The organism is Streptomyces sp. AB3(2024), assembly GCF_041862025.1.
In the GTDB taxonomy this organism is placed as follows: Bacteria; Actinomycetota; Actinomycetes; order Streptomycetales; family Streptomycetaceae; genus Streptomyces.
Genome location: NZ_JBGWAB010000002.1, coordinates 56,202 through 70,726 on the forward strand (window position 1 = coordinate 56,202; position 14,525 = coordinate 70,726).

13 protein-coding genes are annotated in these 14,525 nt (G+C 73.1%); 2 read left to right on the top strand and 11 right to left on the bottom strand.

Going from position 1 to position 14,525, the window contains the following annotated elements; genetic code table 11:
* Positions 1 to 2 precede the first annotated feature (2 nt).
* The 9 genes from ACEPPI_RS01195 to ACEPPI_RS01235 all read right to left on the bottom strand — a co-directional run bounded on the left by ACEPPI_RS01195 (position 3) and on the right by ACEPPI_RS01235 (position 10,221).
* On the bottom strand, positions 3 to 248 hold the full coding sequence (locus ACEPPI_RS01195; protein WP_280916273.1) for a hypothetical protein: 246 nt from the start codon (positions 246 to 248) through the stop codon (positions 3 to 5).
* Positions 245 to 1,738, bottom strand: a complete 1,494-nt coding sequence (gatA, locus tag ACEPPI_RS01200) for an Asp-tRNA(Asn)/Glu-tRNA(Gln) amidotransferase subunit GatA (protein WP_030236122.1) — start codon at positions 1,736 to 1,738, stop codon at positions 245 to 247. The genes ACEPPI_RS01195 and gatA overlap by 4 nt, the downstream gene beginning before the upstream one ends.
* Positions 1,739 to 1,743: 5 nt before the next feature.
* Entirely contained in the window at positions 1,744 to 2,040 is a 297-nt protein-coding gene (gatC, locus tag ACEPPI_RS01205) for an Asp-tRNA(Asn)/Glu-tRNA(Gln) amidotransferase subunit GatC (protein ID WP_266842456.1), read from the bottom strand.
* A 137-nt stretch (positions 2,041 to 2,177) separates the two neighbouring features.
* Positions 2,178 to 4,385 carry a putative bifunctional diguanylate cyclase/phosphodiesterase gene (locus ACEPPI_RS01210; RefSeq protein ID WP_373913375.1) on the bottom strand — a complete coding sequence of 736 codons (2,208 nt, stop codon included), beginning with the start codon at positions 4,383 to 4,385 and terminating at the stop codon, positions 2,178 to 2,180.
* A 385-nt stretch (positions 4,386 to 4,770) separates the two neighbouring features.
* Complete coding sequence (gene ligA, locus ACEPPI_RS01215; protein ID WP_373913376.1) at positions 4,771 to 6,975, bottom strand: NAD-dependent DNA ligase LigA; 2,205 nt, start codon at positions 6,973 to 6,975, stop codon at positions 4,771 to 4,773.
* 30 nt (positions 6,976 to 7,005) lie between these two features.
* Positions 7,006 to 7,989: a methionine synthase gene (locus ACEPPI_RS01220; protein WP_373913377.1), complete on the bottom strand. Its 984-nt coding sequence runs from the start codon at positions 7,987 to 7,989 to the stop codon at positions 7,006 to 7,008.
* Positions 7,986 to 8,675, bottom strand: coding sequence for an SDR family oxidoreductase (locus ACEPPI_RS01225; RefSeq protein WP_373913378.1), 690 nt, complete (start codon positions 8,673 to 8,675; stop codon positions 7,986 to 7,988). The genes ACEPPI_RS01220 and ACEPPI_RS01225 overlap by 4 nt, the downstream gene beginning before the upstream one ends.
* 80 nt (positions 8,676 to 8,755) lie before the next feature.
* Complete coding sequence (locus ACEPPI_RS01230) at positions 8,756 to 9,100, bottom strand: DUF1330 domain-containing protein (protein ID WP_373913379.1); 345 nt, start codon at positions 9,098 to 9,100, stop codon at positions 8,756 to 8,758.
* Between the two features lie 83 nt (positions 9,101 to 9,183).
* Entirely contained in the window at positions 9,184 to 10,221 is a 1,038-nt protein-coding gene (locus tag ACEPPI_RS01235) for a GlxA family transcriptional regulator (RefSeq protein WP_373913380.1), read from the bottom strand.
* A gap of 134 nt (positions 10,222 to 10,355) precedes the next feature.
* On the opposite strand from ACEPPI_RS01235, the gene ACEPPI_RS01240 reads away from it, so the two are divergent.
* Positions 10,356 to 11,279, top strand: coding sequence for an NADP-dependent oxidoreductase (locus ACEPPI_RS01240; protein WP_373913381.1), 924 nt, complete (start codon positions 10,356 to 10,358; stop codon positions 11,277 to 11,279).
* Between the two features lie 91 nt (positions 11,280 to 11,370).
* On the opposite strand, the gene mnmA is transcribed toward ACEPPI_RS01240, so the two are convergent.
* Complete coding sequence (gene mnmA, locus ACEPPI_RS01245; RefSeq protein ID WP_373913382.1) at positions 11,371 to 12,504, bottom strand: tRNA 2-thiouridine(34) synthase MnmA; 1,134 nt, start codon at positions 12,502 to 12,504, stop codon at positions 11,371 to 11,373.
* 68 nt (positions 12,505 to 12,572) lie between these two features.
* Here mnmA and ACEPPI_RS01250 point away from each other — a divergent pair, with 68 nt between their 5' ends.
* Positions 12,573 to 13,283: an N-acetylmuramoyl-L-alanine amidase gene (locus ACEPPI_RS01250; RefSeq protein ID WP_373913383.1), complete on the top strand. Its 711-nt coding sequence runs from the start codon at positions 12,573 to 12,575 to the stop codon at positions 13,281 to 13,283.
* Here the strand turns inward: ACEPPI_RS01250 and ACEPPI_RS01255 are convergent.
* A complete protein-coding gene (locus ACEPPI_RS01255) occupies positions 13,276 to 14,439 on the bottom strand; it encodes a cysteine desulfurase family protein (protein WP_373913384.1) in 1,164 nt (387 codons plus the stop codon). The genes ACEPPI_RS01250 and ACEPPI_RS01255 overlap by 8 nt on opposite strands.
* Positions 14,440 to 14,525: the final 86 nt, after the last annotated feature.

Genomic DNA, 14,525 nt, shown 5'->3' on the forward strand with positions numbered 1-14,525 from the left:
TCTCAGCCCAGCAGGACGTCGTCGTCGCCCAGGCGCTTCAGCTCGCGGTACAGGATCGCGAGACCGGTGACGATGGCGGCGGCGGACACGACGGCGTCGACCAGCTTCAGCGTGTCGTGCTCGGTGCGGGCCTTGCGGGCCTGCTTGAGCACACTGATGGCACCGAAAGCGGTGGTGCCGATCGACAGGTACGTACCGGACTTGGACTTCTTGAAGCCCTTGGCCTTGGACAGCGCACTCGAACTCACAGCGACGGTGCCTCCTCAAGCAGCGGGTGCCCCCAGCGCTCGACGAAGGCGGCCTCGACGGCGGCACCGACCTTGTACAGCCGGTCGTCCTTCATCGCGGGGGCGATGATCTGCAGTCCGACCGGGAGACCGTCCTCCGGTGCCAGGCCGCAGGGGAGCGACATGGCGGAGTTGCCGGCCAGGTTGGTCGGGATGGTGCACAGGTCCGCGAGGTACATCGCCAGCGGGTCGTCGGTGCGCTCACCGATGGCGAAGGCGGTGGTCGGGGTCGTCGGGGAGACGATCACGTCGACCTGCTCGAAGGACTTCTCGAAGTCCTTCGTGATGAGCGTGCGGACCTTCTGGGCGGAGCCGTAGTACGCGTCGTAGTAGCCGGAGCTCAGCGCGTACGTGCCGAGGATGATGCGGCGCTTGACCTCGTCGCCGAAGCCGGCCTCGCGGGTCAGGGCGGTGACGTCCTCGGCGGACTTGGTGCCGTCGTCGCCGACGCGCAGGCCGTAGCGCATGGCGTCGAAGCGGGCGAGGTTCGAGGAGCACTCGGACGGCGCGATCAGGTAGTACGCGGCCATCGCGAGGTCGAACGACGGGCAGTCCAGCTCGACGATCTCGGCGCCGAGCTCCTTGAGGAGCTCCACCGACTCGTTGAAGCGCTGGACCACGCCGGCCTGGTAGCCCTCGCCGGCGAACTGCTTGACCACACCGACGCGCATGCCAGCGACGGAGCCGTTGCGGGCCGCCTCGACGACCGGCGGGACCGGGGCGTCGATGGAGGTGGAGTCGAGCGGGTCGTGGCCGGCGATGACTTCGTGGAGCAGCGCCGCGTCCAGGACCGTACGGGCGCAGGGTCCGCCCTGGTCGAGGGAGGAGGAGAAGGCCACCATGCCGTAGCGGGAGACGCCGCCGTAGGTGGGCTTGACGCCGACGGTGCCGGTGACGGCGGCGGGCTGGCGGATGGAACCGCCGGTGTCCGTGCCGATGGCGAGCGGGGCCTGGAACGCGGCGAGGGCCGCGGCGCTGCCGCCGCCGGAGCCGCCGGGGATCCGGGTGAGGTCCCAGGGGTTGCCGGTGGGGCCGTAGGCGCTGTTCTCGGTGGAGGACCCCATGGCGAACTCGTCCATGTTGGTCTTGCCGAGGATGACGACGTCGGCCTCCTTCAGCTTGCGCGTCAGGGTGGCGTCGTAGGGCGGGATCCAGCCTTCGAGGATCTTCGAACCGACGGTGGTCGGGACCCCGACGGTGGTGAAGATGTCCTTGAGCGCGAGCGGGACGCCGGCCAGCGGGCCGAGCTCCTCGCCGGCGGCCTTCTTGGCGTCGACGGCGCGGGCCTGCGCGAGGGCGCCCTCGCGGTCGACGTGCAGGAAGGCGTGGACCTTCTCGTCCGTCGCCTCGATCCGGGCCAGGTGGGCCTCGGTGACCTCGACGGCCGTGAGCTCGCCGGAGGCGATCTTCTCGGCGGTCTGCGCGGCCGTGAGCTTGATGATGTCGATCATGACTGTTAGTCCTCCCCCAGGATCTGCGGCACCTTGAAACGCTGCTGCTCCTGGGCGGGAGCGCCGGAAAGCGCCTGCTCGGGGGTGAGCGACGGACGGACCTCGTCCGCGCGCATGACGTTCGTCAGCGGCAGCGGGTGGGAGGTCGGCGGGACGTCTTGGTCGGCGACCTCGGAAACGCGGGCGACCGCGCCGATGATGTCGTCGAGCTGTCCTGCGAAGTGGTCGAGCTCTTCGCCGGACAGCTCCAGACGTGCCAGCCGAGCGAGGTGGACGACCTCCTCGCGCGTGATGCCAGGCATGCAGCGATCCTCTGGGGTTGGAGTTCTGGGCGTACGCCCAATCCTAGAGGGCACCACCGCCCGGAATCGCATCACATTCCCCGCCCCCGGGTCGGCGGGGACGCCGGGCGACGGTCCGGGGGCCTGGGCGGACTCGGTCAGGGGGCGCCGGTCGGGGTTTCGGCGGCGGCCGCGGCGGCGAGTTCCGCCGTGATGTCGGCCGGGCGGCGCCAGCCGCGTTCGCCGCGCGCCAGCAGCCAGGCCGTCGCCTCCTGGGGAGGCATGGCGGCGGCGACCAGCCAGCCCTGGACGGCGTCGCAGCCCAGGTCCCGCAGGCGTTCCCAGGTCTCGTCGTCCTCCACTCCCTCGGCGACGACCAGCAGCCCCAGGGAGTGCGCCAGGTCCACCGTGCACCGCACGATCTCCGCGTCCTGCGCGTCCACCGCCAGCCGGGCGACGAAGGACCGGTCGATCTTCAGCTCGCTCACCGGGAGCCGGCGCAGGTGCACGAGCGAGGAGTAGCCGGTGCCGAAGTCGTCCAGGGACATCTTCACCCCGTGGCCGGTCAGCCCGGCCATGGTGTCGGCCGCCCGCTGGGGGTCCTCCAGCAGCACGTGCTCCGTTATCTCCAGCTGGAGGCCGCTCGCCGGGACTCCGTGCCGGGCCAGGCGCGCGGCCACCGCTCCGGCGAAGCCCGGGGTGTGGACGTCGCGCGGGGAGACGTTGACGGCGACCGGGACCTTCAGGCCCTGCGCCCGCCAGCGCGCGACCTGCGCGAGGGCGGTCTCCAGGACGTACTCCGTCAGGTGCGGCATCAGTCCGGAGGTCTCGGCGATCGCGATGAACTCGTCGGGCGGGACCCTGCCCCGCTCCGGGTGCACCCAGCGGACGAGTGCCTCCAGCCCCGCCACCTGCCCGTCGAAGCGGACCTTGGGCTGGTAGTGGAGTTCCACCTCGCCGGCGTCCAGGGCCCGCCGCAGGTCGCCGAGGAGGCCGAGCCGGTCGGGGGTGTTGCTGTCGCGCTTGGACTCGTAGACCTCCACGCCGGTGCGGTCGCGCTTGGCCTGGTACATGGCCACGTCGGCCCGCCGCAGCAGCCCCTCCGCGTCCAGCGCGTGGTCGGGGAAGACGGCGAGGCCGGCGCTGGCCTCCAGGACGAGGGTGAGGCCGTCCAGGTCGAGGGGGGAGCTGAGCTCGGCGACCAGGTGGCGGGCGACCCGCTGGGCGCTGGTGGTGGAGTCCGCGAAGGGCAGCAGGACCGCGAACTCGTCGCCGCCGAGCCGGGCCGCCTCCGCGTCGGGCGGGAGGGCCTGGCGCAGCCGGTCGGCGATCTGGAGCAGCAGCCGGTCCCCCGCCAGGTGGCCGAGGGTGTCGTTGACGGCGCGGAAGCGGTCCAGGTCGATCAGCACCAGGGCCGACCGGGTGCCCAGCCGTTCGGCCTCGTCCAGCGCGGACCAGGCCCGCTCCAGCAGCCACTGCCGGTTCGGCAGCCCGGTCAGCGGATCGCGCAGCTGTTCCTCGGCGCGGGCCCGGGCGATCCACAGGGTGGAGTCGAGGGCGATGAGCGGTACCGCGAACAGCGGCAGCAGCACCGGCTGGGTACTGGCGACCACGCAGATCAGCGGGGCGATGCCGAGCAGGGCCGCGGCGACGAGCGCCTGCCGGATCAGGGCGGTACGGGCCACGGTGGGCAGCCCGCCGCCGCGCGGGGTCAGCGCGAACCACAGCAGGACCCGGGTGACGAGCAGGTAGGAGACGGCGACCAGGACCACCTCGGGGACGGCCGCGAGGTCCCAGGTGGTGGGCGACCAGGGCTCCCCGACGGTCGGGGCGTCGCCGAAGGCGGCCAGGACGAGGGCCCCCGCGCCGATGCCGAGGATGTCGACGGAGCCGTGCAGCAGGCCCTGGCGCCAGCGGTGCCGGCGGGCGGCGCCGACCAGGGAGACCACCGCGAGCGAGACGAGTCCGGCCGGGATCCACCCGTAGAGGATGAGCACGCCGAGGGTGAGGGCCGCGCCCGACCCGGTGCCGCCCCACCAGCGGTCCCGGCCCAGTGCCACGAGATGGCCGACGATGATGCCCGTGAGCAGGGCCAGCGCCCAGCCGACGGTGCCTCCGGGGAAAAGTGCCTGACGGTCGGTCAGTGCCAGGGCGATGCCGCCGAGGAGCACGACGGCGGACAGGCCCACGACGACGAGCGGCAGCACGGTGCGCCGCAGCCCCTGCCCCGTCCCGCCGCCCGATCCGGTGTCGAGGGCACGGGTCTGGGGTGTCCTGGCCCCCAGGACACCGAGCCGGCCCGCCCGCATGGGCGGGATGTCCCCGCCGAATTCAGGTGACGGGTCGGCGCTTTCGGTGGGTTTCATGCCCGTCCCTCTCACAGTCGGCGATGCCGATGTCACGCGATGGCCCCGATGTCATGCCATCACGGCCGAAAGCGCATCAGGCAGCCGTGCACGACAGGCGCACCCCACAACAGTAGGACGCGAGAGGCTCCCAGGGGCAGCTGTCGGCGGTGGTTGCCCGAATGCGACCCAGCCATCCTCATCAGTACGGTATCCGCCGAACGGGTGAGTTTGGACCAGGACCCCCGGCTCACCCATCCGATGATCCGACAGCTCACCACCCCAGGAACAGCCCTGTACCGGCCGTTTACCACCGGACTCCGCGCCGGGCGTGCGCCCGCCCGTACGGCCGCACGCCACGCATCCGTTCGCCTTCGCCACTCCTCGCGGGCGATTCCCGTTCGGGCTACTCCCCCGCCGCGCCCCCGCCCTCGATCGGCAGCGCCGCCTCGCGGGCCGCGTCCGGGCCCTGCTCCAGCAGGACGGCGAAGCCCGCGTCGTCGAGGACGGCCAGCTTGAGCTGCACCGCCTTGTCGTACTTGGAGCCGGGGTTGTCCCCGACCACCACGAAGGAGGTCTTCTTCGACACCGATCCGGTCACCTTGGCGCCCCGGCTCTGCAGGGCCTCCTTGGCGCCGTCCCGGGTGTGGCTCTGCAAAGTGCCGGTGACGACCACGGTCAGCCCCTCCAGCGGACGCGGCCCCTCCTCCTCTGCGGAACCTTCCTCTTCCATGCGGACACCGGCCTCCCGCCACTTGCGCAGGATCTCCTGGTGCCACTCGACGGCGAACCACTCCTTGAGGGAGGCGGCGATGATCGCCCCGACGCCCTCGGTGGCGGTCAGCTCCTCCTCGGTGGCCTGCTCGATGCGCTCGATCGAGCGGAACTCCCGGGCCAGGGCCTCCGCCGCGACCGGGCCGACGTGCCGGATCGACAGGCCGTTGATGAACCGGGCGAGCGGGCGCTCCTTGGCCGCCGCGATGTTCTCCAGCATGGCCAGGGCGTTCTTCTTCGGCTCGCCCTTCTGGTTGGCGAAGACCGTGACGATCTTCTCCTCGCCCGTCTTCGGATCCCGCTTGGGCAGCCCGCTGTCCTGGTCCAGGACGTACGCCTTGATGGGCAGCAGCTGCTCGATGGTGAGGCCGAAGAGGTCGCCCTCGTCGAGGAGCGGCGGCTCGGCGGGCTCCAGCGGGCCGGTGAGGGCGGCCGCCGCGACGATGCCGAAGTTCTCGATGTCCAGGCTCTGTCTGCCGGCGAGATAGTAGAGCCGCTGGCGCAACTGCGCCGGGCAGGACTGCCCGTTGGGGCAGCGGACGTCGATGTCCCCCTCCTTCATCGGCCGCAGCGCCGTCCCGCACTCGGGGCACTGCGCGGGCATCACGAACTCCCGCTCGCCGCCGTCGCGCAGGTCCACCACCGGGCCGAGGATCTCGGGAATGACGTCGCCCGCCTTGCGGAGCACGACGGTGTCCCCGATGAGCACGCCCTTGGCCTTGACGACCTCCTGGTTGTGCAGGGTCGCGAACTCCACCTCGGAGCCCGCCACCGTGACCGGCTCCACCTGTGCGTACGGGGTCACGCGCCCGGTGCGGCCGACCCCGACCTTGATGTCGATCAGCTTGGTGTTGACCTCTTCGGGGGCGTACTTCCAGGCGATCGCCCAGCGCGGGGCGCGGGCGGTGGAGCCGAGCCGGCCCTGGAGGGCGATCTCGTCGAGCTTGACGACCACTCCGTCGATCTCGTGTTCCACCGAGTGCCGGTTCTCGCCGAAGTACGCGATGAAATCGCGGACTTCGGCGAGCGAGGAGACGACCTTGTTGTGCCGGGCGGTGGGCAGGCCCCACTCGTGGAGCAGCTCGTACGCCTGGGACTGGCGCTCGATCTCGAAGCCCTCGCGGGCGCCGATGCCGTGCACCACCATGTGCAGCGGGCGGCTCGCGGTGACCTTCGGGTCCTTCTGGCGCAGCGAACCGGCCGCAGCGTTGCGCGGGTTGGCGAAGGGCTTGCCCTCGGCCTCCACGAGCCGGGCGTTGAGCTCCTCGAACTTCTCCATCGGGAAGAAGACCTCGCCGCGGATCTCGACGAGGGCCGGGATCCGCTCGCCCTTCAGCCGGTCCGGGATCTCGGCGATGGTGCGGACGTTGGGCGTGATGTCCTCACCGGTGCGGCCGTCGCCGCGGGTGGCGGCCCGGGTGAGGCGGCCGTTCTCGTAGGTGAGGTTGACGGCGAGGCCGTCCACCTTGAGCTCGCACAGGTAGTGGAAGTCCGGGGTGTTCACGTCGCGGGCCACGCGCTCGGCCCAGGCGGCCAGTTCCTCGTCGTCGAAGGCGTTGTCGAGGGAGAGCATCCGCTCGCGGTGCTCGACGGAGGCGAAGTCCGTCTCGTACGCCCCGGCCACCTTCTGGGTGGGCGAGTCGGGCGTGCGCAGCTCGGGGTACTGCTCCTCCAGGGCCTCCAGCGAGCGCAGCAGCCGGTCGAACTCGGCGTCGCTGACGACCGGCTGGTCGCTGACGTAGTACCGGAAGCGGTGCTCCTCGACCTGCTCGGCGAGCAGCGCGTGCTGTTCACGCACCGCCGTCGGTACCGCCGTGTCCTGCTGTTCGGCTGCCATGCCGTGTCCTCCCGTGGCCCGTCTCGACCGTCACTCAGGGTTGTCGGCGAGCGACCTCGCCGCCCTGACGCAATGGGCCTGCACCGCACGGGCGTACGCGGGCGATGCGCCCGCCAGACCGCACGAGGGGGTGACCACGACGGACTCGGCGAGAGTCCCCGGAGCCAGCCCCAGCCTGCGCCAGAGCTTCCTGACACCCATGACGCTACCGCCCGGGTCCGACAACGGGCCGTCGGTGCCCGGCACCACTCCGGCGAAGAGTTTCACACCGCCTTCGACGGCTTCGCCGATGGCGTCGTCCTCGCGCTCGGTGAGCAAGGAGAAATCGAACGACACGCCCGTGGCGCCCGCCCGGCGCAGCAGGCCGAAGGGGACCTCGGGGGCGCAGGAGTGCACGATCACCTCCCCGTCGTGGACGGCGAACAGGTCCCGCAGGGCGGATTCGACGACCTGCCGGTCGACGGCCCGGTAGGTGCGGTAGCCGCTGGCGGAGCGGACCCGGCCGAGCAGGACGGCGGTGAGCGAGGGCTCGTCGTACTGGAGGACGATCTCGGCGCCCGGGATCCGCTTGCGCACGTCGGCCAGGTGGCCGCGCAGGCCCTCGGCGAGGGATCCGGCGAGGTCCCGGCAGGCGCCCGGGTCCTGGAGCAGCGCCTCGCCGCCGTGCAGCTCCAGCGCGGCGGCCAGGGTCCACGGCCCGACGGCCTGGACCTTGAGCCTGCCGGTGTACCCCTGGGTGAACTCCTCCAGGGCGTCGAGGTCCTCGCCGAGCCACGAGCGGGAGCGGCGGGTGTCGCGGCCCGGTCGGTCGCTGATCCGCCAGCCGCTCGGCTCGACGTGGGCGTACAGGTCGACGAGGAGGCCGAGGGAGCGGCCGATCATGTCCGCGCCGGGTCCGCGTGCGGGCAGTTCGGCGAGGTAGGGGAACTCCTCGAAGGAGCCGGTGACGGTCTTGGCGGCCTCGCGGGCGTCGCCGCCGGGCAGCGAGCCGACGCCGGTGGCGCTCGCGGTCATCGGCCGGGCCTGACGCTCAGGTCGTTGACCTCGGCGTCGCGCGGGAGGTCCACGGCCATGACGATGGTGGTCGCCACCGACTCGGGGTCGATCCAGTGGGCGGGGTCGTACTCCTTGCCCTCCTGGGAGTGCACCTTGGCCTGCATCGGGCTGGCCGTGCGGCCCGGGTAGACGGAGGTGACGCGGATGCCGTTCGGCTTCTCCTCGGCGCGCAGGGAGTCGGCGAGGGCCTTGAGGCCGTGCTTGGAGGCGGCGTAGGCGCTCCAGTCCGCGTGGGCGGTGAGGCCTGCGCCGGAGTTCACGAAGACGACGGTGGCCTTGGAGGCCCGCAGGGTGGGCAGCAGCAGCCGGGTCACCTCGGCGGGGGCGATCAGGTTGACGTTGAGCTGCTGGTGCCAGGTCTTGGGGCGCAGCTCCGCGACGGGTCCGAGGTCGACGATCCCGGCGATGTGCAGGAGGGAGTCGATCCGCTCGGGGACGGGCTGCTTGGAGAAGGCCCAGGACAGCCGGTCGGGATCGGCGAGGTCGCCCACCAGGGTCCGCGCGCCGGGGTAGCGCTCGACGAGCTGCCGGGCGCGGGCGGCGTCGCGGGCGAGCAGGACGACGTCGTCGCCGCGGGCGTGCAGGCGGGCGGCGACGGCGGCGCCGATGCCGGATCCGGCACCGGTGATCAGGTGAGTAGCCATACGGACCATGCTCGCACCCCTTCGGGGCCCGGGGTCCGCCCGGTGCGCCGCCCCGGTCGCCGCCGCCGTCCCGGGAGCGGTCAGAGTCCGGCGGCCGCGCGCAGGGACGCGGCCGTCCTGGAGGCGTCGTAGCCGGCGGGGACGCCCTCGACGAGGACGGCCTCGCCCGGTATGTGGTCGGTGCGCAGCGGGAGGATGGCCCGGTAGGCGTCGGAGGCGTACCAGGCCCGGGCCCGCTCCATGTCCGGGAAGCCGATCACGACGACGGTGCCGGGGAAGGGGCCCTCCAGGACCTCGACCTCCTTGCCGTGCACGAGGAAGCGGCCCTCGTAGGGGTCCATGGTCGACTGGATCCGCTCGATGTATTCGAGGATCGCCCCGTTCACGGTCTCGGGACGGAGGTGGGCGATGGCGTACGCGGTCACGGTCTTCTCCCCTGCTGAGCGGTCGGTCGGTCTGTCGGTCCGATGCTGTCAGCGGGCGGGGGCCCGGTCGATTACCTCCGGGGTCATGCCGGGGCGGGATGCGCGGCCGGGTCGGCGGCGGGGCCGTGGAAGGTGCGGCGGTAGGCGATCGGGGACACCCCGAGGGCCGTGCGCATGTGCTGGCGCAGCGAGTTGGCGGAGCCGAAGCCCGCGCGGTGCGCGACCAGGTCGACGGGGAGGTCGCTGGACTCCAGGAGCTGGCGGGCGATCTCCAGGCGCTGGCCGGTGAGCCACTGGACGGGAGTCATGCCGACCTCGTCGCGGAAGCGCCGGGTGAAGGTGCGCAGGCTCATCCGGGCGTGGGCGGCCAGTTCGGCGAGGGTGAGGGGCTCGGCGAGGCGTTCCAGGGCCCAGGCGCGGGTGGCGGTGGTGGTGGCGACGGTGGGCGCGGGGACGGGCCGGTCGATGTACTGGGCCTGGCCGCCGTCGCGCCAGGGCGGTACGACGCACATCCGGGCGGCGCGGTTGGCGACGGAGCTGCCGTGGTCGCGCCGGACCATGTGCAGGCACAGGTCGACCCCGGCGGCGACGCCGGCGGAGGTGAGTACGTCGCCGTCGTCGACGAAGAGGACGTCCTCGTCGACGGTGACCCGGGGGTAGGCGCGGCGGAACTCGGGGGCGAGGTTCCAGTGGGTGGTGGCGGGTCGGCCGTCGAGGAGGCCCGCGGCGGCCAGTACGTAGGAACCGGTGCAGATGGAGACCAGGCGGGTGCCGGGGCGGATGCCCGCCACGGCGGCGGTGACCGCGGGGGGCAGGGGGCCGCCGCGGGCCAGTTCGGGCATGGCGTGGGTGGGCGGGACGATCACCGTGTCGGCGGCGGCGAGGGCCTCGGGCCCGGCGGCGGGCTGGACGGTGAACCCGGCGTCGCTGAGCACCGGGGCGCCGTCGGCGGTGCAGACGGTGACCTCGTAGAGGGCCGCTCCGGCCTCGTCCGTCGCGCTGCCGAAGACCCGGGACGGGATGCCCAGCTCGAAGGGCGGCACGCCGGGGAGGGCGAGCACCGCGATCCGGTGGAGTTCCCGTCCATCGGTGTCCGCTGTCGTCCCGCACTCCCTGCTCATGGCCAGATCCTGTCACAGGGTGGCCATCGGGCCAACACCACGGACCGCGGGACTGCCCGAACGTGGGGTGTGCGGCCGGGGAAGCCCCGGTACGCGACGGACCGACACCGACGGACGGAAAGAGGCGGACGGACATGCGCGCGATGATCGTGAAGGGCTGGGGCGGACCGGAGAACCTGGTCGAGCGGGAGCTGGAGCGTCCCGAGCCCGGCATGGGCGAGGTGCTCGTCCGGGTCCACGCGGCCGGGGTGAACCCGGTGGACTGGAAGACCCGCGAGAGCGGCGGCCTGATCCCCTGGGGTCCGGTTCCGGCGGTCGGCTGGGACGTGTCGGGCACCGTGGAGGCCGTCGGACCGGGCGTCACCCTGTACCGGGCGGGCGACGAGGTGTACGGGATGCCCCGCTTCCCGCAGCAGGCCGGCGCGTACGCCGAGTACGTGACCGCCCCCGCACGGCACCTCGCCCGCAAGCCGGCCTCGCTGAGCCACGTGGAGGCGGCGGCCCTGCCGCTGGCCGCGCTGACCGCCTGGCAGGCGCTGGTGGACACCGCCCGGGTTTCGGCCGGGCAGCGCGTCCTGGTGCACGCCGCGGCCGGTGGGGTCGGCCACCTCGCGGTGCAGATCGCGAAGGCCCGGGGCGCGTACGTGATCGGCACGGCGAGCGCCGGCAAGCACGGGCTGCTGCGCGGACTCGGCGCCGACGAGGTGATCGACTACCGCACCACCGACTTCGAGGACGCGGTCGCGGACGTGGACGTCGTCATCGACGCCATCGGCGGGAACCACGGGGAGCGCTCTTTGAAGGTGCTCAAGCCCGGCGGGCACCTGGTGACCCTGCCCGGACCGGACGGGCTCCCGGCCGACCCGCGGGGCGTGCACGCCTCCTGGGTCCTGGTGGAGCCGGACCTGAAGGGGCTGGAGGAGATCGCGGCCCTGGTCGAGCGGGGTCTGCTCAAGCCGCTGATCGACACGGTGCTGCCGCTGGAGGAGGCCGCGAAGGCCCACGAGATCGGCGAGCGGGGCCGCACCACCGGCAAGATCGTCCTGACCGTCGCCTGAGGGCGGCCGGCCCGGCCCGGCGGCGGTCGGGAGAGGGGCCGCCCCGCCGGCGCCCCGGACGGGCGGGGCGGGGCGGGACGGGACGCCGGGGTCAGACCGCGGCGGCCGCGGCCTTGGTGGTGGTGGCGATGGTGGCGGAGCCGACCACGCGGGTGCCGTCGTAGAGGACGATCGCCTGGCCGGGGGCCACGCCGCGGACCGGCTCGGTGAACGTGACGCGCAGCTCGCCGTCCACGACCTCGGCGAAGACCTCGGTCTCGCCGCCGTGGGCGCGCAGCTGGGCGGTGTAGGTGCCCGGGGCGGCGGCCACGGCTCCGCACCAGCGGGGGCGGATCGCGGTCAGGGCGCTGACGTCGAGGGCCTCGACGGGGCCGACGGTGACCGTGTTGTTCACCGGGGAGATGTCGAGGACGTAGCGGGGCTTGCCGTCGGGGGCGGGGTGGCCGATCCGCAGGCCCTTGCGCTGGCCGATGGTGAAGCCGAAGGCGCCGTCGTGGGTCCCGAGCTTCTCGCCGCTCTCGTCGACGATGTCGCCCTCGGCCCGGCCCAGGCGGTTCGCGAGGAAGCCCTGGGTGTCGCCGTCGGCGATGAAGCAGATGTCGTGGCTGTCGGGCTTCTTCGCGACGGCCAGACCGCGCTCCTCGGCCTCGGTGCGGATCTCGTCCTTGGTGGTGAGGGTGTCGCCGAGGGGGAAGAGGGCGTGCGCGAGCTGCTTCTCGTCGAGGACGCCGAGGACGTAGGACTGGTCCTTGGCCATGTCGGAGGCGCGGTGCAGCTCGCGGGTGCCGTCCTCGTTCAGGACGACGGTGGCGTAGTGGCCGGTGCAGACGGCGTCGAAGCCGAGGGCCAGGGCCTTGTCGAGCAGCGCCGCGAACTTGATCTTCTCGTTGCAGCGCAGGCACGGGTTCGGGGTGCGGCCGGCCTCGTACTCCGAGACGAAGTCCTCGACGACGTCCTCGCGGAAGCGCTCGGCGAGGTCCCAGACGTAGAAGGGGATGCCGATGACGTCGGCGGCGCGGCGGGCGTCGCGGGAGTCCTCGATGGTGCAGCAGCCACGGGCGCCGGTCCGGAAGGACTGCGGGTTCGCGGAAAGCGCCAGGTGGACGCCGGTGACGTCGTGCCCGGCTTCGACCGCGCGGGCGGCGGCAACGGCGGAGTCCACGCCGCCGGACATGGCGGCCAGGACGCGAAGGGGGCGGGCGGTGCGCGGCAGGTTCTCAGTCATAGCACCGTCCAGAGTACGGGGAACCGCGCGGGGTCACGGCGCGTTGTCGCCTGTGGGGGGTGGATCACATGACGGAGCAGGGGACGAAGGGTCCGGGGAAAGCGGGCGGGGGCCCGGCGGGCCGGACCCGCAGGGCGGTGCTCTTCGGCGGGCTCGGGGTGCTCGGGGCGGCGGCGCTCCTGAGCCGGGAGGAGATCGGGCGGGCCTGGTGGCTGCTGCCCGGCGTGCGCAAGCCGCGCAAGGAGGGTGAGCTGGACCACGCGGGGGCGAGCTGGACCGCGGCCTCCCCGGCGAACTGGCGGATGGCGGACCGGCCCGACGACTACCGGGTGGACCGGATCGTCGTGCACGTCACCCAGGGCAGTTTCGCGTCCTCCGTGGACGCCTTCAAGAATCCGTTCCACAAGGCGTCGGCGCACTACATAGTCCGCCAGGACGGCCACGTGGAGCAGATGGTGCGCGAGCTGGACGTGGCCTTCCACTCCGGGAACCGCTCGATGAACGAGCGCAGCGTGGGCATCGAGCACGAGGGTTTCGTGGACCGGCCGCAGGACTTCACCGACGCGCTGTACGCGGCGTCGGCCCGGCTGGCCGCCGATGTCTGCCGGAGGTACGGCATACCGGTGGACCGCACCCACGTCCTGGGGCACTCCGAGGTCCCGGGCGCCGATCACACGGACCCGGGCCCCCACTGGGACTGGGACCGCTACCTCGGGCTGGTCCGCGCCGAGCTCACGGCGACCGCCACGCCGGCCGCCGCTTCTCCCGGCCCTAGCTGAGCCCCGCCGTACGGGCGCGTTCGACGGCCGGGCCGATGGCGGCGGCCACCGCGGCGACGTCGTCGCGGGTGGAGGTGTGGCCGAGGGAGAACCGCAGGGTGCCCCGGGCCAGCTGCGGGTCCGTGCCGGTCGCCAGCAGGACGTGGCTGGGCTGGGCGACGCCCGCGGTGCAGGCCGAGCCGGTGGAGCATTCGATGCCCTGGGCGTCCAGGAGCAGCAGCAGGGAGTCGCCCTCGCAGCCGGGGAAGCTGAAGTGGGCGTTGGCGGGGAGGCGGTCCTCGGGGTCGCCGCCCAGGACGGCGTCGGGGACGGCCGCCAGGACGGCGCCGATGAGCTCGTCGCGCAGGGCGCCGACCTCGGTGGCGAAGCGTTCGCGCCGCTCGGCGGCCAGGGCTGCCGCGACGGCGAAGGCGGCGACGGCCGGCACGTCGAGCGTGCCGGAGCGGACGTGCCGCTCCTGGCCGCCGCCGTGCAGGACGGGGACGGGGCTCTGGTCGCGGCCGAGGAGCAGCGCGCCGATGCCGTAGGGTCCGCCGATCTTGTGGCCGCTCACCGTCATGGCGGCGAGGCCGCTGTCGCCGAAGCGGACGTCGAGCTGTCCGAAGGCCTGGACGGCGTCGGAGTGCAGCGGGATGGCGAACTCTGCGGCGATGGCGGCCAGTTCACGGACCGGCATGACGGTGCCGATCTCGTTGTTGGCCCACATGACGGTGGCCAGGGCCACGTCCTCGGGAGCCCGCTCGACGGCTTCGCGGAAGGCCTCGGGGTGGACCCGCCCGTGGCGGTCGACGGGCAGGTACTCGACCCGCGCGCCCTCGTGTTCGCCCAGCCAGTGCACGGCGTCGAGGACGGCGTGGTGCTCGACGGGGCTGGCGAGAATGCGGGTGCGGGCGGGATCTGCGTCGCGGCGGGCCCAGTAGAGGCCCTTGACGGCGAGGTTGTCCGCCTCGGTGCCGCCCGCGGTGAAGACCACCTCGCTCGGGCGCCCGCCGAGTGCCTCGGCGAGGGACTCGCGGGCCTCCTCGACGGTGCGGCGGGCCCGGCGGCCGGCGGCGTGCAGGGAGGACGCGTTACCCGTGGCGGCGAACTGCGCGGTCATCGCCGCAGCGGCTTCCGGGAGCATCGGCGTGGTCGCGGCGTGGTCGAGGTAGGCCATGATCCCCCGATTCTACGAGTCCCCGGGCGCCGGGTTCCCCGGGGTACGCGGGACGGGGACGGCCGGGGCGCGCGAGCGGGGCGCGA

Excerpts from the sequence above, each read along its gene's own strand:
- gatA (WP_030236122.1), bottom strand. The coding sequence starts at position 1,738 with ATGATCGACATCATCAAGCTCACGGCCGCGCAGACCGCCGAGAAGATC.
- gatC (WP_266842456.1), bottom strand. The coding sequence starts at position 2,040 with ATGCCTGGCATCACGCGCGAGGAGGTCGTCCACCTCGCTCGGCTGGCA.
- ACEPPI_RS01210 (WP_373913375.1), bottom strand. The coding sequence starts at position 4,385 with ATGAAACCCACCGAAAGCGCCGACCCGTCACCTGAATTCGGCGGGGAC.
- ligA (WP_373913376.1), bottom strand. The coding sequence starts at position 6,975 with ATGGCAGCCGAACAGCAGGACACGGCGGTACCGACGGCGGTGCGTGAA.
- ACEPPI_RS01220 (WP_373913377.1), bottom strand. The coding sequence starts at position 7,989 with ATGACCGCGAGCGCCACCGGCGTCGGCTCGCTGCCCGGCGGCGACGCC.
- ACEPPI_RS01225 (WP_373913378.1), bottom strand. The coding sequence starts at position 8,675 with ATGGCTACTCACCTGATCACCGGTGCCGGATCCGGCATCGGCGCCGCC.
- ACEPPI_RS01235 (WP_373913380.1), bottom strand. The coding sequence starts at position 10,221 with ATGAGCAGGGAGTGCGGGACGACAGCGGACACCGATGGACGGGAACTC.
- ACEPPI_RS01240 (WP_373913381.1), top strand. The coding sequence starts at position 10,356 with ATGCGCGCGATGATCGTGAAGGGCTGGGGCGGACCGGAGAACCTGGTC.
- mnmA (WP_373913382.1), bottom strand. The coding sequence starts at position 12,504 with ATGACTGAGAACCTGCCGCGCACCGCCCGCCCCCTTCGCGTCCTGGCC.
- ACEPPI_RS01250 (WP_373913383.1), top strand. The coding sequence starts at position 12,573 with ATGACGGAGCAGGGGACGAAGGGTCCGGGGAAAGCGGGCGGGGGCCCG.
- ACEPPI_RS01255 (WP_373913384.1), bottom strand. The coding sequence starts at position 14,439 with ATGGCCTACCTCGACCACGCCGCGACCACGCCGATGCTCCCGGAAGCC.